The sequence below is a fragment of the Actinoallomurus sp. NPDC052308 genome (assembly GCF_040679195.1).
GTDB classification, from domain to species: domain Bacteria; phylum Actinomycetota; class Actinomycetes; order Streptosporangiales; family Streptosporangiaceae; genus Actinoallomurus; species Actinoallomurus liliacearum.
In genome coordinates this window covers 60,310-79,152 of the sequence record NZ_JBFAUM010000030.1, presented here as the reverse complement: position 1 = coordinate 79,152, position 18,843 = coordinate 60,310, and the positions used below count along the sequence as shown (strand labels likewise).

Annotated in this window: 17 protein-coding genes; 10 read left to right on the top strand and 7 right to left on the bottom strand. The window is 71.6% G+C overall.

The genetic code is table 11. The features are described from left to right. From AB0L00_RS39050 to AB0L00_RS39030, 5 genes are all read left to right on the top strand, one after another. Positions 1-783 (top strand): MoxR family ATPase (locus tag AB0L00_RS39050; protein WP_364442582.1); only part of this gene is annotated, 783 nt, incomplete at its 5' end. Between the two features lie 15 nt (positions 784-798). Next, positions 799-2,154 carry a VWA domain-containing protein gene (locus tag AB0L00_RS39045; RefSeq protein WP_364442580.1) on the top strand — a complete coding sequence of 452 codons (1,356 nt, stop codon included), beginning with the start codon at positions 799-801 and terminating at the stop codon, positions 2,152-2,154. Between the two features lie 108 nt (positions 2,155-2,262). Next, positions 2,263-2,763 carry a DUF1360 domain-containing protein gene (locus AB0L00_RS39040; RefSeq protein WP_364442608.1) on the top strand — a complete coding sequence of 167 codons (501 nt, stop codon included), beginning with the start codon at positions 2,263-2,265 and terminating at the stop codon, positions 2,761-2,763. A gap of 245 nt (positions 2,764-3,008) precedes the next feature. Next, a complete protein-coding gene (locus AB0L00_RS39035; protein ID WP_364442579.1) occupies positions 3,009-4,097 on the top strand; it encodes a hypothetical protein in 1,089 nt (362 codons plus the stop codon). A gap of 21 nt (positions 4,098-4,118) precedes the next feature. Further along, complete coding sequence (locus AB0L00_RS39030; RefSeq protein WP_364442578.1) at positions 4,119-4,778, top strand: HAD family hydrolase; 660 nt, start codon at positions 4,119-4,121, stop codon at positions 4,776-4,778. A 69-nt stretch (positions 4,779-4,847) separates the two neighbouring features. Here the strand turns inward: AB0L00_RS39030 and AB0L00_RS39025 are convergent, their stop codons facing one another. Beyond that, positions 4,848-6,539 (bottom strand): cholesterol oxidase substrate-binding domain-containing protein, encoded by a 1,692-nt coding sequence (locus AB0L00_RS39025; protein WP_364442577.1) that lies wholly within the window; start codon positions 6,537-6,539, stop codon positions 4,848-4,850. A 378-nt stretch (positions 6,540-6,917) separates the two neighbouring features. Here AB0L00_RS39025 and AB0L00_RS39020 point away from each other — a divergent pair, with 378 nt between their 5' ends. Beyond that, entirely contained in the window at positions 6,918-8,204 is a 1,287-nt protein-coding gene (locus AB0L00_RS39020) for an alkaline phosphatase family protein (protein ID WP_364442576.1), read from the top strand. A gap of 39 nt (positions 8,205-8,243) precedes the next feature. On the opposite strand, the gene AB0L00_RS39015 is transcribed toward AB0L00_RS39020, so the two are convergent. Continuing rightward, the gene (locus AB0L00_RS39015) at positions 8,244-9,719 is read right to left on the bottom strand and encodes an NAD(P)/FAD-dependent oxidoreductase (RefSeq protein ID WP_364442575.1); all 1,476 of its coding nucleotides are present in this window, start codon (positions 9,717-9,719) and stop codon (positions 8,244-8,246) included. 97 nt (positions 9,720-9,816) lie between these two features. On the opposite strand from AB0L00_RS39015, the gene AB0L00_RS39010 reads away from it, so the two are divergent. Next, positions 9,817-10,458 carry a TetR/AcrR family transcriptional regulator gene (locus AB0L00_RS39010; protein WP_364442574.1) on the top strand — a complete coding sequence of 214 codons (642 nt, stop codon included), beginning with the start codon at positions 9,817-9,819 and terminating at the stop codon, positions 10,456-10,458. A 106-nt stretch (positions 10,459-10,564) separates the two neighbouring features. Continuing rightward, complete coding sequence (locus tag AB0L00_RS39005) at positions 10,565-11,158, top strand: Uma2 family endonuclease (protein WP_364442572.1); 594 nt, start codon at positions 10,565-10,567, stop codon at positions 11,156-11,158. Here AB0L00_RS39005 and AB0L00_RS39000 read toward each other — a convergent pair whose 3' ends face one another. Continuing rightward, entirely contained in the window at positions 11,159-11,605 is a 447-nt protein-coding gene (locus tag AB0L00_RS39000; RefSeq protein WP_364442571.1) for a nuclear transport factor 2 family protein, read from the bottom strand. Positions 11,606-11,702: 97 nt separating this feature from the next. Between AB0L00_RS39000 and AB0L00_RS38995 the strand changes: the two genes are divergently transcribed. Further along, the gene (locus AB0L00_RS38995) at positions 11,703-13,769 is read left to right on the top strand and encodes an ABC transporter ATP-binding protein (protein ID WP_364442569.1); all 2,067 of its coding nucleotides are present in this window, start codon (positions 11,703-11,705) and stop codon (positions 13,767-13,769) included. Positions 13,770-13,871: 102 nt separating this feature from the next. Here AB0L00_RS38995 and AB0L00_RS38990 read toward each other — a convergent pair whose 3' ends face one another. Genes AB0L00_RS38990 through AB0L00_RS38975 form a run of 4 tightly spaced genes read right to left on the bottom strand, consistent with a single transcriptional unit; the run spans position 13,872 to position 17,481 of the window. Continuing rightward, entirely contained in the window at positions 13,872-14,318 is a 447-nt protein-coding gene (locus tag AB0L00_RS38990; protein ID WP_364442568.1) for a nuclear transport factor 2 family protein, read from the bottom strand. Between the two features lie 46 nt (positions 14,319-14,364). Continuing rightward, entirely contained in the window at positions 14,365-15,066 is a 702-nt protein-coding gene (locus AB0L00_RS38985; protein WP_364442566.1) for an RNA methyltransferase, read from the bottom strand. 55 nt (positions 15,067-15,121) lie between these two features. Continuing rightward, a complete protein-coding gene (locus AB0L00_RS38980; protein ID WP_364442565.1) occupies positions 15,122-16,129 on the bottom strand; it encodes a cytochrome d ubiquinol oxidase subunit II in 1,008 nt (335 codons plus the stop codon). Then, entirely contained in the window at positions 16,126-17,481 is a 1,356-nt protein-coding gene (locus AB0L00_RS38975) for a cytochrome ubiquinol oxidase subunit I (protein WP_364442563.1), read from the bottom strand. Before AB0L00_RS38975 ends, AB0L00_RS38980 begins: the two co-directional genes overlap by 4 nt. A 184-nt stretch (positions 17,482-17,665) precedes the next feature. On the opposite strand from AB0L00_RS38975, the gene AB0L00_RS38970 reads away from it, so the two are divergent. Continuing rightward, positions 17,666-18,841: a winged helix DNA-binding domain-containing protein gene (locus AB0L00_RS38970; RefSeq protein ID WP_364442562.1), complete on the top strand. Its 1,176-nt coding sequence runs from the start codon at positions 17,666-17,668 to the stop codon at positions 18,839-18,841. Positions 18,842-18,843 lie beyond the last annotated feature (2 nt).

Below are 18,843 nucleotides of genomic sequence, written 5' to 3'. Positions count from 1 at the left end.
CGGCTCCAGTGCTATGAGGGCCTCGACGAGGCGCGCGCCCTCTACGAGTGGAACTACAAGAAACAGCTCCTGCGCATCCAGGCTTCCGGCGACCAACGGCTCGTACGGCTCCAGTGCTATGAGGGCCTCGACGAGGCGCGCGCCCTCTACGAGTGGAACTACAAGAAACAGCTCCTGCGCATCCAGGCTTCCGGCGACCAGTCGTGGAGCGCCACCCACGACGACATCTTCAGCGAGGAGTTCCTGCTGGAGCGGCCGTTGCTGACCGCGATCCGGCGCACCGACCCGACGGTCCTGCTGATCGACGAGATCGACAAGGCGGACGTCGAGGTCGAGGGGCTGCTCCTGGAGGTGCTGTCGGACTTCCAGGTGACCATTCCCGAGCTGGGCACGATCACGGCGGCGCGCCGGCCGTTCGTCGTGCTCACCTCCAACGCGACCCGCGAGCTGTCGGAGGCGCTCAAGCGGCGCTGCCTCTACCTGCACCTGGACTACCCGTCCCCGGAACGCGAGCGCGACATCGTACGGGCGCGGGTGCCCGGCATCGACGAGGCCCTGGCGGCCCGGCTCGCCCAGGTGGTCGGGGTCCTGCGCGAACTGGAGCTGAAGAAGCCGCCGAGCATCGCCGAGAGCGTCGACTGGGCCCGTACCCTGCTGGCGCTCGGCCTCGACCGGCTCGACGGGGAAGAGATCGCCGCCACCCTGGGCGTCGTCCTGAAGCACCACTCCGACCAGGAACGCGCGCGCAAGGAGGTCGTCGCCGGCGATGCCGCTCCTCGATGAGATCCGGGAGGCCTGATGGCGCTGCTGGACCGGCATCTCGGGTTCCTCGGGGCGCTGCGGGAGGCGGGTCTGCCCGTGTCGCTCGCCGAAGGGCTCGACGCCGCCCACGCCCTGGCGACGATCGACCTGGCCGAGCGCGAGTCGCTGCGCGCGGCGTACGCGGCCACGCTCGTCAAGCGGCAGGCGCACCGGGAGGCGTTCGACACGCTGTTCGACCTGTGGTTCCCGCCGGTGACCGGCAGTCCCGAGAAGGCCCGGGAACGCCCCGCGTACGACGATCCCGAGGTGCGGCGGCTGCGCGACGAGCTGAGCCGCCTCCTGCTGGAGGGGGACGACGGCCTCCTGCGCGACTTCGCCCGTAAGGCCGTCGGCGCGTACGGGCGCGGGTCCGGCGGCGGAGGCGGCGGAAGCCCGTGGTTCTCCTACCAGGTGCTGCGGACGCTGTCCCCGGAGACGCTGATGGCCGGGCTGCTGGCCGCCGTGCTGACCGAGCGCGGCGGCCTCGACGAGAAGGTCGCCCGCCGGACGTTCACGCGCCGCATCGAACGTTTCGAGAGGTTCGTCGCCGAGGACGTACGGCGGCGGATCGCCGAGGACGCCGGAGCCGAGAAGGTCGCGCGCGGCACCGTGCGGCAGCCGCTCGAACAGGTGGACTTCCTCCGCGCGACGCGCACGGACCTGGCCGCGATCCGCCGGGAGATCCAGCCGCTCGCCCGGCGGCTCGCCGCCCGTCTCGCCCATCGCCGGCGGCACGGCAGGAACGGGCGACTGGACTTTCGCAGGACCGTACGCGCGTCACTGTCGACGGGCGGCGTCCCCCTGACCACGCACCACCGGCCGCCCCGTCCGCACAAGCCCGACCTCGTCGTCCTGTGCGACGCCAGCGACTCGGTCTCCTCGTTCGCGCACTTCACGCTGCTCCTGACGTACGCGCTGCGCGAGCAGTTCGCCCGGGTGCGGGCGTTCGCGTTCATCGACGACCTGGATGAGATCACGAAGTTGTTCGCACCGGGCGCGGACGTGGTGGAGGCGATGACCCGCATGACCCGGGAGGCGCGCCTGGTCTGGATCAGCGGGCACAGCGACTACGGGCGCGCGTTCGGCGTCTTCGCGGACCGGTACGCCGACGCCATCACACCGAAGACGTCCCTGCTGATCCTGGGGGACGCCCGGAGCAACTACGGATCGCTCAACCTCGAGACGGTCGAGCGGCTGGCCGGGCGGGCCCGGCACGCGTACTGGCTCAACCCCGAGCCCGTCCGGGACTGGGACACCGGAGACTCGGCGGCCTCGGTGTACGGCGCGGTGGTCCCGATGCGCGAATGCCGCAACCTGGCCCAGCTCGCGGACTTCGTCGAGTCGCTGGCGTGACGCCCCGGCCGCCGGGGAGGTAGGCGGTTCGGGGCGGGTTCTCCGGGTAGCTCCTTCGCCTGTCGGACGAGACAACGCCGCGATCAAGAGGAGCTTTCCGTGAACTCGGTGATCGAGACCGTGAAGGAGAACGAACGGGAGTACAGCCAGGGTGAACCGCGGCCGCTGAAGTCCTACGCCGGCACGCTCGCCGTCTACGGCGTGGCCGTCGGCGCCGCCACGGTGATCGCCCGGTTGACCGGGCGGCGGGCGCCCCGCCTGGGGGCGCGGGACGTCGCCCTGATGGCCGTCACGACCCACAAGGTGTCCCGCACGCTCGCGAAGGACACGGTGACGAGCCCGCTGCGGGCGCCCTTCACCCGGTACAAGGGGACGTCCGGTCCGGCCGAACTCGCCGAGGAGGTACGGGGCAAGGGCGTCAAGCACGCGATCGGCGAGCTGATCACCTGCCCGTTCTGCATGGCGCAGTGGGTGGCCACCGCGTACACGGTCGGGATGACCTTCGCGCCGGACGCGACCCGGCTGGCCGGTGCCACGATGACGGCCGTGGCGGGCGCCGACTGGCTCCAGCTCGCCTACGCGCGGCTGCAGCGGGCCGCGGAGGGCTGAGACGATCCACGCGCGGAGTCGTGCCCGCACGGAGGTGGCCTGCACCACGCCGCGCCTGCACGGAGGCGTGCCCGGCGCTCACGGGCCGGGGCGCGGCCGTGGCCATGGCCGACGGTGTGATCACCGCGAATGGACGCGGTCGGTCGCCGCTCGGATACGCGCCGCCATCGCGGCATCGGAGAGCCCTCCGACTTCGGCTGGGCGAATCGTGGGTTTGGGACAGCCTCGGCGGGTAGGCGGCCAGCATGGACGTTAGCTTCCTCAAGTCGCTGTACGACAGCTCAGGACCGTTCGCCTCTGTCTATCTGGACATCAGGCGGATCACGGAAGACGCTCCGAAGGCCATTGAACTGCGCCGCAAGGCCCGGCAGCGGGAGCTGGCCGACCAGGGAGCCCCGGCCTCGATGATCGAGGCGATGGTGCGGCTGGTCGACGAGGAGAACACCCGGCGGGAGTCCGGCACCCTCGCGATGTTCGCGGCGGACGGCGAGGTCGTCCATCACGAGGTGCTCCCCGGGGCGCCGCGCGTCGAACTGGCCAAGTACGCACCGCTGCCCCATGTCAAGCCGCTGCTCGCCCAGCGCGGAGAGCCGATGGCCTACATGTCCGCCACGGTCGACCGGCTCGGCGGCGAGCTGACCTGCGTGTCCCGGGACGGCCATCGCCGCGTCATCACCGTCAAGCCGGAAGAGGACTTCCCGGTGCGCAAGGTCAAGGCCGGGGACATGTTCCGGCAGGACAAGCAGCAGCGGGCCGCCGAGGAGGTCTGGCGGACCAACGCCAAGAAGGTCGCCCACGAGATCGCCGTGGCGGTCGACGAATGCGGCGCCGACCTCGTCGTGCTGGCGGGCGACATCCGTGCCCGCAAGGCCGTGCAGGGGGAGCTGCCCGAAGCGGTGCTGGCGCGCCTGGTCGACGCCGGCGGAGTCGGCCCGTCGCTGGACGAGGAGATCGCCCAGGCCGTCGAGCACAAGCGCGAGGAGCACCTCGCGGCGCTGCTCGGCCAGTTCGACGAGCAGCTCACCAAGGGGGGCCGGGCGGTCGACGGCCTGGAGGCCGTGACGGACGCCCTGCGCAAGGGTCAGGTCGCGACCCTGTTCCTGGAGGACCGGCCGGACTCACCGGCCACGCTGTGGGCCGGCCCGCACCCGACCGATGTGGGGACCTCGGCCGACCTCCTTCGTGAGCTGGGCGTCGCCGACCCCGTCGAGGACCGCGCCGACGCCGCGCTGATCAGGGCGCTGGCGGGCACGGACGGGGATCTGCAGCTGCTGCCACCGGAGTCGCTGCGCGCGGACTCCGGGGTCGGGGCGCTGCTGCGGTACGTGGACTGAACGGCCGGGGAGTCACGCTCGATGACCGAAGCGGTGATCTTCGATGTCGACGGAACGCTCGTCGACACCAACTACCTGCACGCAGTGACGTGGTGGGAGACGTTCCGGCAGCACGGCCACGAGGTCGACATGGCCGCCGTGCACCGGGCGATCGGGATGGGATCCGACAAGCTCCTCGACCACCTGCTGCCCGAGGATCGTGATCGCGACGGCGACGAGGACGTTCGCGCCGGGCACAAGACCCTGTACCGCCTGTTCTGGGAACGGTTGCGTGCCTTCGAAGGCGCGGCCGACCTGCTGCGCGCCTGCGCCGCGCGCGGCCGGAAGGTCGTTCTGGCCAGTTCCGCGGACGGGGACGAGATGAAGGCGCTGCTGGCCGCCCTCGACGCCGATGACGCGATCAGCGCCGTGACCTCCTCGGCCGACGCGGAGCAGAGCAAGCCGGCCCCGGACATCGTGCAGGTCGCTCTCGAACGCGCCGGCGTCCAGGCCGACCAGGCGATCTTCGTCGGTGACACGGTCTGGGACGTCAAGGCGTGCGAGCGCGCCGGCCTGCCGTGCGTCGCGGTGCTGTCCGGGGGCATCGGAGCGGACGAGCTCCGGGAGGCCGGCGCGGTCGCCGTCTACGACGGAACGGCGCACCTGCTACGGGAGCTCGACGACAGCCCGCTCGCCGAGTGACCCGGCCCGCCCGGGGCGGCGTCGCCCGTGCCGGCGGGTTCATCCCGCCGACACGGGCGACGCCGGTCCTCAGGGCAGGAGCGTGTCCAGGAACGTGTTGCTGAACACCCGGTACGGGTCGTAGCCGTTCAGCGTGGTCCGCGCGGCGTCGAAACCGTCGCCGGCCGCCTGGCCGGCGTTCACGGCGTTCCGGATGGTCGAGGTGAGCATCGTCGTGTCGGACCACGCCGCGCTGTTCGTGATCGCCCACGCCTTGGACCACTCGGGCCGTACGGTCGCGTACGAGCCCGTGTAGTTGGCGAAGATCCACTGCTCCATCTCGCGGTAGAAGGCGTTGCACTGTGGCGTGCCGGGGATGGTCCCCATGTCGAGCCAGACGCAGACGTCCCACTCGGGATGGTCGGGCCGGGGCCGTACGGACGACAGTTGCGGCGAGACCGCGCCGCTCACCCCCGACTCCGCCGGCTGGTCCAGGCCGGTCACCCGGATCTCGACCGGGCCGTTCATCGGGTACTGCCCCTGCGCCTTGTAAGCGTTGACCCCCGAGACGTACCGGGCGTAGAACTCGCTGACCACACGCTGGATGTTCGCCCGCGCGGTGAGCACGGCGAACCCGGCCTCGACGATCCGCAGGGTGGTCGGCTGCACGTACAGCAGGGTGTTCTTCGACCAGCCCCAGACGTCCCAGGTGCCGGTGGTGATCAGGCCCGAGCCGACGATCGACATCTCGAGGTTCTCGAAGGTCGGCGTGACGGAGACGTTCCCGCCCACGATCTGCTCGATGTAGTCGGACTGCTGCTGATTGATGAAGTTGGCGAACGTGTAGTTGTACGGGGCGGTCACCTGTTTGGACAGGAGCGGCTTCGTGGGGCTGAGCGACCAGAGTTTGATCCAGGGCACGGTCGTGAACGGGAACCAGATCACCTCGATCCGCCCGCATCCGTTCAGGAGGCTCGCGAAGGAGTTCGAACCGGCCGTGGCCGGTGCGGCGAACACGTCCGTGGCCTGGATGTCGTACCGGCTCTGGCACCGCAGGCGCTGGTTCGCGCCCACCTCCAGCGTGACCTCGGTGACGAACGCCCGGCCGAGATGGGCCAGGAACGCCTTCATCGCGGGGTCGGTCCGGGTGAACGTCCGCAGCGTGAACGCGCTGCCGTTCCACACCACGGCGGTGAGGGACCGGATGAGGTTGCTCAGTGAGCCGTAACTGGTCCCGGCGAGGCGGCTCTCACCCTGGGCGGGGATCGCCGAGCCGTGCGCGTTGATCGCGAGGACGCCGCCGAGCGTGATGTCCCCGGGCGCCGGGATGGCGGCGAACCCCAGACCGGCGGACTCGAGCGTGGCGAGCAGGGCGTCCATCGTGACGCCGGTCTGCGCGGTCACCGTGGCGGAGCCGACGCTGACGGATGTCAGGTGCTGTGTCGTGTCGACGAGGATGACCTTGCTCACGTCGGCGCCGTTCGGCACGAGGATCGGCGACCAGTTGTGTCCCATGCCCTTCGGCCGGACGCGGTAGCCGTTCGCTTGGGCCCAGTTCGCGACGGCCACGACGTCGGCCGGGGTGTTCGGCGCGCACGTCAGGGCGTCCGCGATCGTGATCTCTTCGGACCAGTTCTGGTACGCCTGCCGGTACAGCGGCAGGGGGAAGCCGGGCAGTGTGTCGGCGCGGGCAGGGACTCGGAAGGCGGGGACCCAGGTGAGGGCGGCCGCGCCCGCGGCGGCGAGCAGGCCGCGGCGGGAGAGGTGGGACGAGGATTCCATGGGGTGCTCCCGGGGGGAGCGGCGGTCCGTGGCGGCGGGCCGCCGGAAAGCAGCGAGAAGACGGCGGGTGCCGGCCGGAGGCGTCCCGCCGGGGTGACTCCGCCGCGGACGAGGCCGGAGCCGTCAGGGCACGTGAGCGTCAACGCTTGCGCCGGTTATACGGCGGTATCGGGCACTTGGTCAAGCACTTGCTTGGTGCCAATTCGCCCGTGTGTCCCGGCGGGATCCGGGCGCGGCCCCGCCCTCCCCGCGTGACCGAGGACGCCGTGCGGCTCCGCGTCACCCCGTGTCCGGAACCGGCCTCATGATCGGCCGTTGCCGCTCGGCCCCAGCCGTCATACTCGGCTCGGCAGCCGATCATCACGCTGGGAGGCGACGGTGGGCGAGGTCAGCCGACGCGGGTTCATCGCCGGGACGGCCGGGGCGGTGGCGGCGGGCGTCGTCGCCGCGGAGCCACTGACGGAGGGCCGGTCGGAGGCGGCCGTACGCCTGCCCGCGCCGCAGCGGTCGGGCATCGACCACATCGTCGTCGTGATGATGGAGAACCGCTCCTTCGACCACTACCTCGGCTGGCTGCCGGGCGCGGACGGCCGGCAGGCCGGGCTGACGTACACCGACCGCGACGGCGTGCCGCACGAGACGCACCACCTGACCGTGCCGCACGGCTGCGGCTTCAACGACCCCGACCACTCCTACGACGGCGGCCGGGTCGAGTTCAATGACGGCGCCTGTGACGGCTGGCTGCGCGCCGGGACGAACGACCTGCTCTCCATCGGCTACTACGAGGCCGCCGACCTGGGGTTCTACGGCCGCGCGGCGCGGGACTGGACGGTCTGCGACCGGTATTTCGCCGCCATGATGGGCCCGACGTTCCCCAACCGGTTCTTCCTGCACGCGGCGCAGACCGACCGGCGTACGACGTCGGTGGACAAGCTCGCCACCATGCCGACGATCTGGGACCGCCTGGCCGCCGGCGGCGTCAAGGGCCGCTACTACTACAGCGACGTGCCCTACACCGCGCTCTGGGGCACGCGGTATCTCGGGATCAGCCACCCGATCGCGGAGTTCTACGCGGCGGCCGCGACCGGGACGCTTCCCGCGGTCTCGTTCGTGGAGCCCGGCTTCCTCGGCGAGGCGGTGCCCGGCCTGTCCGAGGACGAGCATCCGCTGGCCGACATCCGCCTCGGCCAGCACTTCCTGGGCAAGGTGCACGACGCGGTGGTCGCCGGTCCCAACTGGTCCAGGACGGTGCTGGTCGTCACGTACGACGAGTGGGGCGGCTTCTTCGACCACGTCGCCCCGCCCGTCGGCCCGGACCCCAACCCCGACCTCGGCGCCGGCCTGCGCGGTTTCCGGGTGCCCTGCGTGGTCATCTCGCCGTGGGCCCGGCGCGGCCATGTGGCCCATCGCCTCTACGACCACACGTCGATCCTGAAGATGATCGAGTGGCGGTTCGGCCTGGACCCGCTGACCGTACGGGACGCGGCGGCGCGCAACCTCGCCGAGGTCCTCGACTTCACGCAGCGGCCGCGGCTGAAAGTCCCGCGGTACGACGTCCCGCGCCCGCTGTCCTTCGGCTGCGTCATCCCCGAGCACTCCCATTCCGGAGAGGACTGGGCGGACCTGGCGGCGCTCGCCCGGCACCGCCGCTTCGCCACGCCGTGACGGGCGGGCCCCGCTCGGCCGGGGCCCACGCCCGTCTCGTCAGGCCCGGACGGGCTTCCCGGCTCCGGCGGGGGTCAGGTCGTAGTCCTCCCGGCGGGCGCGCCGGGTGCGCGCCCAGTACTCGAAGGTGAAGCCGGGCCACAGCGTGCGGTTGACGCCGTGCTCGTCGAGGTACCAGCTCGTGCACCCGCCCTCGTTCCAGACCGCCCGGCGCAGCCTCTTCTGCAGGCGGTCGTTGAACCGCCGCTGGGCCTCAGGCCGCGCCTCGATCGCCTCGGCGTTCTCCCGCGAGAGCAGGCGCAGGCAGCTCAGCACGTGCTGCACCTGCGACTCGATCATGAACACCACCGAGTTGTGGCCGAGCCCGGTGTTGGGGCCCAGGAGCAGGAAGAGGTTCGGGAACCCCGCCACCGTCACGCCGTGGTGGGCCTCGATGCCGCCGGCCCAGGCCTCCTGGATCTTCAGCCCGTCCCGCCCGACGATGTGCTGCTCGGAGAGTGCCTCGGTGACCTTGAACCCGGTGCCGTAGATGATGACGTCCACGTCGTACGCGGTGCCGTCCGCGGTCACCAGCCCGGTCTCGGTGATCTCCTTTATCGGCTCCGTCACCAGGTCGACGTGCGGGCGGGTCAGCGCCGGATAGTAGTCCGAGGACAGCAGGATGCGCTTGCATCCGATCGTGTAGTCGGGGGTGACCTTCGCGCGCAGCTCGGGATCGTCGATCTGCCGCTCGATGTGGCGGCGGGCCAGCTGCTCCATCGGCCCCATGAGCCGCGGGTCGAGGGTGAATCCGACCGCACGGGTCTCCAGCACCCAGTAGATCCCGTTACGGAAGGCGCGCTGCGCCCCGGGAACGTGCCGGAAGACGCGCCGCACCCGCTTGGACAGCGTGAAGTCGGGCTTCGGCTGGATCCACGGGGGCGTGCGCTGGAACACGTGCAGCCGGCCCGCCTCCTCGGCGACCCGCGGGATGAACTGGATCGCCGACGCGCCGGTGCCGATGACGGCGACCCGCTTCCCGGACAGGTCGGCCGACGGGTCCCACTGCGCGGAGTGGAAGGCCGTGCCCCGGAACCGCTCGGCGCCGGGAATGTCGGGGATGGACGGCACGTGCAGCGCGCCGATCGCGGAGACGACGGCCTTCGGCGTGAGGACCTCACCGGACGCCAGGGTGACCCGCCAGTGACGTGCCGTCTCCTCCCACTCCATCGTCTCGACGGCACAGCCGAAGCGCAGGTGCGGGCCGAGGTCGTACTTGTCGACGCAGTGCCGCAGGTAGTCCCAGATCTCCGGCTGCGGGGCGAACATCCGCGACCAGTCGGGGTTGAGCTCGAAGGAGAAGGAGTACATGTGCGACGGCACGTCGCACGCGCACCCGGGGTACTGGTTGTCGCGCCAGGTGCCGCCGAGGTCGTCGGACTTCTCCAGGACGACGAAGTCGTGGAAGCCCGCCCGCTTGAGCTGGATGGCCATGCCGAGGCCACCGAATCCGGAGCCGATGATCGCGATCTTCACTGCGCCTCCTGGGCCGCCGCCGCTCTCTTTCGGGGTTACCACTAGTAAGTTACCAGCGGTAGGTTACCGCCGGTAGGTCGTGAGATAGAGTTCACATGTGATCCGCAACGACTCCGTGAAGCCGCGCCGCCCGCGGATGTCCCGCGCCGACCGCGAGCAGCAGATGCTCGACGTCGCCGAGGAGGTGTTCGCCGAACGGGGCTACGGCGCCGTCTCCATGGAGGAGATCGCCGAGCTCGTGGGCCTGTCCAAGCCGATGCTGTACGAGTACTTCGGTTCGAAGGAGGGGCTGCTGCTCGGCGTCATCCGGCGGGCGCGGGGCGAGCTTCGCGAGGTCACCGAGCGCGCCGTCGAGGCGGGTGGAACGCCCGAGGAGATGCTGCGGCGCGGCTACATCGCCTACTTCCGGTTCAACGAGGCGCACCGCCGGGCCTGGCTCGTCCTCCTCCAGGAGCCGGTGCTGCTGCAGAGCGCGGCCGAGGAGATCGAGGGGATCCGCCGCCAGCAGAGCGAGATGATGGTCGGGCTGCTCGCCGTCCACCTGCCGGACCGGCCGCGCCGCGCCCTGGAGGCCTACGCCGAGAGCATCATCGGCGCCTGCGAGCGAATGGCCCTGTGGCGGGCGCGCAACCCCGAGGTCACCCCCGAAGAGGCCGCCGCCCACCTCATGGACCTCACCTGGACCGGCCTGGCGACCCTGAACCCGCAGCCGACCGACCCTGACGCGACCGCGAGCTGAGAGTGGTCAATTGATTACTGAAAGTTGACTCGACAGGATTTTCGACTACGGTAAGTCCTGCTCCTGTCACCTTGTGTCCTCGCTCCTCGGAGGGAATGATGCACCTATGGCCGTTCAAGCCCTCGAGGTGCCCGTGGCTCGCAACGACGACATTCGAAGCGCCTTCCGAGAGGTCTGCGGCATCTTCCCGCAGCATCGGGTGGAGCTCGTCAACGGCCGGATCGTGGTGAATCCGGTGCCGACCGGTCAGCACAATGACATCGTCTATTGGCTTTTCGCCCAGCTTCTCGCCACAGTCCAGGCGAACGGCTGGAAGATATGGACAGACATCACCCTGTTCATGGGGCCGCAGCGTGATCGGTATCGGCCGGACCTCACTGTGGTGCCGGCCGAGCCGAAGATGTGGGCGGCGGACCATGTCCATTCCGACCAGGTGCTCCTCGCGGTCGAAGTCGTCTCCCCGAGCAGCGTGACCGACGATCACGAGGTGAAGCCGCGGCAGTACGCGGCGGGCGGGGTGCCGCTCTGCCTGGTGGTGGACGTCTTCGCGCGGAAGGTACGGCTCCTGTCTCAGCCGGGGGCCGACGGCTATGAGCAGGAGACCGACGTCGCGCTCGGTCGGCCGCTCGATCTGCCGGAGCCGTGGAAGCTCACCATCGACACCGGGGCACTCACGGAGCGAGCCGGGGCTGGCGGATGATCAGCCGATTGTGCGCCAGCACTGCTCTTGGACCAGTTCGCGGCTGCGCCAGCCGTCGGGCGTACGGACCAGTCGGTGGTGGTACCAGCCGCCCCCGCGGACGAATCCGGGCGTGGTCGCGGCGACCGTCGACCGTGACGGGGCGAGGGTGTCGGCGAACGACGCGCTGACCCGTGCCGCATCGCCGTCGACCGTCATCGTCACAGCCCCGATCAGATGCTGCCGGCCGGGCCAGGCCGCCAGCACCTCGGCGAGCCAGCGTTTGACCGCGTCGCGGTCACCTCGTACGCCGCCGGACGCGGAGAAGTCGATCGACGCGTCGGCGGTGAAGACCGAGTCGAGCAGCGCCCAGTCCCCGCCGTCCACGGCGCGGACATAGCGGGCGAGTAACTCGCCGAGCTCGAGCCGGTCGGCGATCTCCTGCACGTCCATTACCGGATCATCCATCTCGCCAAACGGACGATCAATACCCGAACCGTCCTAAGGCCGGTGATCTTTCCATGGCGGAGGGACACTGCGGTCGGCTGCCACTGGGGGAGGCACGATGCGACGTGGTTCGACCACGCGAACCGAGAACGAGCAGGCGGGGAGCGAGCGGCGCGGGAACGACGACCAGGCCCGGGCGGAACAGGACGGGAGCGGTCGGGACCGTGACGAGCAGGGCGGTGGCCGGCGGACAGGGCAGGTCCAAGACGACGCGCGGGAGGCGGGTGCGGGGGAGGGCGCCGTCGTCGGGGAGATGGCGGCGCTGCCCTGGCAGGCGCACTTGGGAGAGCTGGCGGCGACGAGTCTGGCGGGGATGAGCCGCCGGCTGCCCCCTCTGGTCGGCGCGGCGATCCGCCTGGCCTGGCGGGCGAGCCGGTTCGACACGACGGCGACCGTCGTGCTCAACCTCGCCGCAGGCGTCTTCACGGCGTACGGGCTGCTGGCCACGTCCGGTGTCCTCACGGCGCTGTTCGCCGGCGGGGCGACGCCCGACCGGGTGCGGGCGGCCCTGCCGTCGCTGGCGCTGGTCGCGGGCGCGGCGGCGCTGCGCTCGGGGCTGCAGGCGGGGGCGGGGTGGGCGCAGGCCCGGCTCAAGCCGAAGGTCAACCGCATGGTGGAGACCCGCCTGTTCGACCTGACCATGCGGGTGGACCTGACGGCGTTCGACGACACGGACTTTCACGACGCCATGCACCGGGCCCGCCAGCGTGGCCTGTACGAGGCGTCGGCGGTGGTCCAGGAGGCGATCGACATCCTGACCGGCCTGGTCGGGCTGGCGGCCGCGGCCGGAGCGCTCGGTGTGCTCCATCCCGTACTGCTGCCGCTGTTGCTCCTCACGGCGGTGCCCGACGGATGGGCCGCGGCGCGGTCGGCCCGGATGCGTTACCTGACGATCTTCACGCTGTCCCCGGTGCGCCGGCGCAAGTGGGTCCTCGCGGACCTGATGGCCGATCGGGACTCCGCCGCGGAGATCCGTGCCTTTACGATGCGCGGCTTTCTCGGCCGCGAACACGACCGGCTCGGTGCCGAGGAGTGCGCGGTCCACGTAGGTCTGGCCCGCCGTCAGACGGTCGTGCAGGTGCTCGGCGAGATCGCCGGCGGGCTCGCGACCGGGGCGGTGTACGTCGTGCTCGGCGTCCTGCTCGCGACCGGGGCCCTGCCCCTGGCCGTCGCGGGAACCGCGGTGCTGGCGATCCGCAGCGGGAAGGCCTCGCTCGCGTCGCTCCTGTACGCGGTCAACCAGTGCTACGAGTCCGGGTTGTACTTCGCCGACTACCTCGACTTCTGCGCCGAGGCCGAGCGCCGGATCCCCGAACGGCGGACCGGCCCGGTGCCCGCGACCTTCGACGCGATCAGCACCGAGGACGTCTGGTTCACCTACCCGGGAGCGGAGGAACCCAGCCTTCGCGGGGTGTCGGTCCGGATCCGCGCGGGGCAGGTCGTCGCCCTCGTCGGCGAGAACGGCTCCGGCAAGACGACCCTGGCCAAGATCCTGGCGGGTCTGTACCGGCCGGACGCGGGCGAGGTCCGCTGGGACGCCGACCGCCTGTCCGAGGTCGACCTCGAGCGTCTGCGCGAGAACGTCTCGGTGATCCCGCAGGACTACACGCACTGGCCCATGACGGCACGGCACAACATCGCCATGGGCCGTACGCCCGACGATGCCATGATCGCGGATGCCGCCAGGGCCTCCGGTGCGGACGAGGTGATCGAGCCGCTCTCGCAGGGGTACGGCACGCTGCTCGACCGGCGTTTCAAGGACGGTCACGAACTGTCGGGCGGGCAGTGGCAGCGGATCGCGGTCGCCCGCGGCTTCTACCGGGACGCTCCCCTGCTGATCTGCGACGAGCCGACCGCCGCTCTCGACGCCCGCGCGGAGCACGCGCTGTTCGAGCGGATCCGCGGCCATGCCGACGGCCGCACGGTGCTACTGATCACGCATCGGCTCGCCAGCGTCCGCCACGCCGATCAGGTCTACGTCCTCGACCACGGCCGGGTCGTCGAGGAGGGGCCGCCCGCCGCGCTGCTGGCGGCCGGCGGCGTCTTCGGCGAGCTGTACGACCTGCAGGCGCAGGCGTACCGGCTGGACGCCGATCAGCCGCGCGGACCGGACCCCTCGCGGTGATCCGGCGGCCCCGCCCGGGCCCCTCGCGGTGATCCGGCGGCCCCGCCCGGGCCCGTCCCGGTGATCCGGCGGCTCCGCCTGCCGGCCCGTTCTCGCCGCACGTCACACCGTGTCGGGACCCGCAGGCGAGCTCCGATCGGACCATACGGCGTCGAAGGCGGCGGGGTCGAAGGGCAGCAGCCGGCAGCTCCCGATCCGGCCGTCGCGTACGTGGTACAGGCCGACGGTCGACCAGGTGTGCTCCTCGCCCGCGATGACCGCGGTTCCGTCGGTCAGCGCGGTGATCCACTCACCCTCGCCGGTGAGCACGTCGCGGTTGTGGATGCGGAAGCTGCGGTCGGCGAGGTCCCGGCGCCTGCGGAAGTACGCGAGCACGGCCTCCACTCCGTGGTGGTCGCCCGCGATCGCGTTGTGGCCGGGAATGTGCCAGGCGACGTCCTCGGCGAGCACCTCCCGCAAAGGAGCGGCGTCGCCGCCCGCGTAGAAGGCGTTCTGGGCGGCGTGCAGACGGCGGAGCAGGGTGACGGCGTACTCTCTGTCCACGTTCATCCCCTATTGGGACGGCCCCCGGGAGGGGAAACGATCCTGCCGAGGGTCAGGCGGTGGCGTGCCGCCGGATCCACTCGTACATCGCGACGCCGCTGGCCACGCCGGCGTTGATCGAGCGGGTGGAACCGAACTGCGGGATGTGCAGGACGACGTCGGAGGCCTCCCGGGCCGCTTCCGACAGGCCCGGTCCCTCCTGACCGAAGAGCATCAGGCACGCGGCCGGCAGCTCCGCGCTCTGGATCGGGCGGGATCCGGGCAGGTTGTCGATGCCGATGATCGGCAGGCCGCGCTCGCGGCACCAGGCCACCAGGTCGCCGGTCGCCGGGTGGTGCCGTACGTGCTGGTAGCGGTCGGTGACCATGGCGCCGCGCCGGTTCCAGCGACGGCGGCCGACGATGTGCACTTCCGCGGCGAGGAACGCGTTGGCGTTGCGGACGACCGCGCCGATGTTGAAGTCGTGCTGCCAGTTCTCGACGGCGACGTGGAAGGGGTGCCGCCGGGCGTCGAGGTCGGCGATGATCGCGTCGTTGCTCCAGTAGCGGTACTCGTCGACGACGTTGCGGCGGTCGCCGCCCGCGAGCAGTGCCGGGTCGAACCGCGGGTCGTCCGGCCAGGGCAGCGGATGCGGGCCGACCCCGACCTCGGGCTCGGTCCCGGTCGGCGGGACGGTCTTGGGCACCGTCCCGGTCGCGGGGCCGATGCGGTCGTCGTGGTCCTGTGCGGGATGCGGTGCGACGTCGGACGTCATGGGCCCGAGCATAGAAGGTCACCGCACTCGAGCCGTCCCCCGTGGCCGGGGCGGCTCAGCGCGGTTCGGCGCGCCTGCCGCGCTGGAACAGCGCGAAGAGCCAGACGAGCGACGGCACCAGCAGGACCAGCCCGATGATGACCGAGGCGAGCGTGGCGTGCAGGACGGTGGGCTGGGCGGCGGCGTTCGCCACGGTGACGTGCGGGGGCAGGAGGAGGGGGTACTGCGCGACCGGCCAGCCCCAGATGACTGCGGCGACGGCGGTGGCGGCGGTGACCCGCGCGAGGGCGTACCGCCGCACGGCGAGCAGCGCCAGGGAGACGATTCCGGCGACCGCGGACAGGATGACGACGGGGAACGCCTGGCCGGTCAGGCCGGCGTACAGGCGTGGCGCGTCCCGGCGGATGACGAAGATGCCGCCGATCACGATGACGCCCGTGACCACCGCCGTGACGATCCCGCGGCGCCGGAACGCGTCCGCCAGGCCGTGCTCACCCTCCCGGCGCGCGTCGGCGGTGAGGTACACCGCCGCGAGGTACGCGGTCGTCGCGATCGCGAGCACGCCGCCGAGGAAGGAGGTGGGGTTCAGCCAGCTTCCGACGATCTCGCCCTTCGCGAGTCCGGCCGGGACCCGTCCGGAGGCCACGCCTCCGGCCACCGTCCCGAGGAAGAACGGGGTCACCACGGAGGACAGCGCGAACGCGCCGCCGAACAGCCGCAACTGCCACAGCTCGGTACTGGCCTTGCGGAACGCGAACGCCGCCCCACGGGCGATGATGCCGAACGCCACCAGCGTCAGCGGGATGTACATCGTGGAGGCGACCGAGGCGAACACGATCGGGAAGCATGTCCAGAAGAGCACGAGGACGAAGATCAGCCAGACGTGGTTGGCCTCCCAGACCGGCCCGATCGCGTGTTCGATGAGGCGGCGCTGGGCGTAACCGCGACGCGGGCCGCCCGCCAGGGCGTCCCAGAACCCACCGCCGAAGTCGGCGCCGCCCAGCAGGGCGTACATCGTCACCCCGGCCCAGGCCAGGGCCAGCAGGGCCTGCGCCGAGGTCACGGCGCGTACTCCTCGGTCCAGCCCTCCTGGGGCGCGGTGACCGGCCGGCTCCGCAGGCGGTTCAGCACGTAGACGGCCGCCACCGTCAGGACGGCGTAGACGGTCAGCACCGAGATCAGGCCGATCCACAGGCCCGGCACGGGGTTGACGGCCTCGGCGGTACGCTGCCACCGCCAGACGATCCAGGGCTGCCGGCCCACCTCGGTGGTGACCCAGCCGGCCTCCAGCGCGACGGCGGCGGCCACGCCCGAGATCGCCGCCAGCCGCAGGAACCAGCGGGACCGCGGCAGGTCGCGGTGCCGCCACCAGGCGAGCGCCAGCCAGAGCCCCAGCAGGACCAGCCCGAACCCGATCGCGACCATGGCCTGGAATCCCAGGTGGACGGGGTTGATCGGTGGCCGGTCGGCGGGCGGGACCTCGTAGAGGCCGTGCACGACCGTGCCGGGCCGGTAGCCGACGAGCAGCGACAGCGCGTCCGGGACGCGCAGGGCGTACCGCATCCTCCCGCCGATGTACGCTCCGCCGATCGACAGCGGAACGTGTGACCCGGTGTGGTTGAGGCCCTCGATGGCGGCGAGCTTCGTCTGCTGGTTGGTCGCCAGGAACCTCGCCATCGAGTCGCCGACGACGACCTGCACCGGAGCGATGATCGCGGCCACCGTGAACGGGAGCAGGAACCCGATCCGGTGGTACCGGTCCCGGCGCCCGCGGAGCATGCCCACCGCGTAGACGCTCGCGGTCCCGAAGCCGGCGACCATGAAGGCGGCCAGGATCATGTGGAGGACCTGCCGGGGCATCGCCGGGTTGAACATCGCCGCCCACGGCCGTACGTGGACGGGCCGCCCGCCGGCCAGGTCGAAGCCGCGGGGCTGGTTCATCCAGGCGTTGGCCGCCACGATGAAGAACGCGGACGCGACGCCGGCCACGCAGACCGGCAGTCCGCTCAGGATGTGCCAGCGGCGAGGCAGCCGGTCCCATCCGTACAGATAGATGCCCAGGAAGATCGCCTCGATGAAGAACGCGAACCCCTCCAGCGCGAACGGCAGCCCCACGACCTGGCCGTACCTCGCCATCAGCCCGGGCCACAGCAGTCCCATCTCGAAGGACAGGATCGTGCCGGACACGGCGCCGACGGCGAACAGCACTCCCATCGCCTTCGCCCAGCGGTGTGCGAGCCGGATGTAGTCCTCGTTCCCGGTGCGGTGGCCGCGCCACTCGGCGAACACCATGAACGCCGGCATGCCGACCCCGAAGCAGGCGAGGATGATGTGCCAGCCGAGGGAGAATCCCATCTGCCCACGCGCCGCCAGCAGGTTCAACGGGTTCCCCACGGCCGCGAACGCTTCGGGCATGGCGACTCCTCACGGTCTGCGGCCCGGTCACCGGTGCGGCCGGCGCCGGTGACCGGCCGTCCCCCGGAGGACGCCGTGCCGGACCGGCGCGTCATGGCGCCTCGTGTACCCAGGTAGTGTGATCGTCACTCTCGGTGATCTTCGCGAATCCCGAAGTGTCGGCCGAGTCCGCGATAATCGGCGGATGACCGTACGGGCGATCAAGGCCGAGGAGCGCCGGGCGCGCCTCGGGGCACGGCACCACCTCGCGGCTCCGGCGGACACCGCCGTCGACGTCGCCCGCGCGCTGGTCGCGCTGCACGGCACCGACCCGGCGTCGGTGCACCTCGCCGCGGCCGCCCGGATGAAGGTCCCCGACGTCGGCGCCGTCGAGCGGGGCCTGTACGACGACCGGCTGCTGCTGCGGATGCTGGCCATGCGGCGGACGGTCTTCACCGTCCCGACCGAGTCGGCCCCGGTCGTCCAGGCCGCCTGCTCCGACGACGTGGCGCGGCGCGAGCGCCGCCGCAATCTGCAGCTCTTCGAGCAGGCGGGCCTCGGCGACGACGCCTGGCTGCGGGACGTGGAGGAGGCCACGGTGGCCGCGCTGCGGGCCCGCGGTGAGGCGTTCGCCGCCGACCTGTCCGCCGACGTGCCGCGGCTGAAGGAGCGCATCCTGCTGGGGGAGGGCAAGGCGTACGAGGCCCGGCCGACCATCGCCAACCGGGTGCTGCTCGTCCTGGCCGCCGAGGGCCGGATCGTCCGCGGCCGGCCGCGTGGCTCCTGGACGAGCAGCCAGTTCAGCTGGTCGCCGATCCAGGCGTGGCTGCCCGACGGCCTGCCGCGCGTCCCCGGGGACGAGGCGCGGACCGAGCTGATCCGCCGGTGGCTCGGCGCGTACGGGCCCGGGACCGCCGCGGACCTGAAGTGGTGGACCGGGCTGACCCTCACCCAGGTCAGGAAGGCCCTGGAGGGGATCGCCGTGGAGCGGGTCGAGCTCGACGGCGAGGACGGGTACGTCCTGGCCGATGACGTGGAGCCCGTGCCCGATCCGGGCCCCTGGGTCGCCCTGCTGCCCGCCCTGGACCCGACGGTCATGGGCTGGGCGGGGCGCGGCTGGTATCTCGGCGCGCACGGCCCTCTCCTGTTCGACCGCAACGGCAACGCCGGCCCCACGGTCTGGTGCGACGGCCGGGTCGTCGGCGGCTGGGCGCAGCGCCCGGACGGCGAGGTGGTGTACCGGCTGCTGGAGGACGTCGGCGCCGAGGCGGCTTCGGCCGTCGCCGCCGAGGCCGCCCGGCTCACCTCATGGCTGGGAGCCGTACGGCTCGCCCCCCGCGCCCGGGGCCGCTCCCGGATCGAGGCGGAACTCGTCGCCTGACC

Coding starts and splice junctions, on each gene's coding strand:
- AB0L00_RS38970 (WP_364442562.1), top strand. CDS start 17,666: ATGACCGTACGGGCGATCAAGGCCGAGGAGCGCCGGGCGCGCCTCGGG.
- AB0L00_RS39030 (WP_364442578.1), top strand. CDS start 4,119: ATGACCGAAGCGGTGATCTTCGATGTCGACGGAACGCTCGTCGACACC.
- AB0L00_RS39025 (WP_364442577.1), bottom strand. CDS start 6,539: ATGGAATCCTCGTCCCACCTCTCCCGCCGCGGCCTGCTCGCCGCCGCG.
- AB0L00_RS39045 (WP_364442580.1), top strand. CDS start 799: ATGGCGCTGCTGGACCGGCATCTCGGGTTCCTCGGGGCGCTGCGGGAG.
- AB0L00_RS38995 (WP_364442569.1), top strand. CDS start 11,703: ATGCGACGTGGTTCGACCACGCGAACCGAGAACGAGCAGGCGGGGAGC.
- AB0L00_RS39035 (WP_364442579.1), top strand. CDS start 3,009: ATGGACGTTAGCTTCCTCAAGTCGCTGTACGACAGCTCAGGACCGTTC.
- AB0L00_RS39005 (WP_364442572.1), top strand. CDS start 10,565: ATGGCCGTTCAAGCCCTCGAGGTGCCCGTGGCTCGCAACGACGACATT.
- AB0L00_RS38975 (WP_364442563.1), bottom strand. CDS start 17,481: ATGCCCGAAGCGTTCGCGGCCGTGGGGAACCCGTTGAACCTGCTGGCG.
- AB0L00_RS39000 (WP_364442571.1), bottom strand. CDS start 11,605: ATGGATGATCCGGTAATGGACGTGCAGGAGATCGCCGACCGGCTCGAG.
- AB0L00_RS38990 (WP_364442568.1), bottom strand. CDS start 14,318: ATGAACGTGGACAGAGAGTACGCCGTCACCCTGCTCCGCCGTCTGCAC.
- AB0L00_RS38985 (WP_364442566.1), bottom strand. CDS start 15,066: ATGACGTCCGACGTCGCACCGCATCCCGCACAGGACCACGACGACCGC.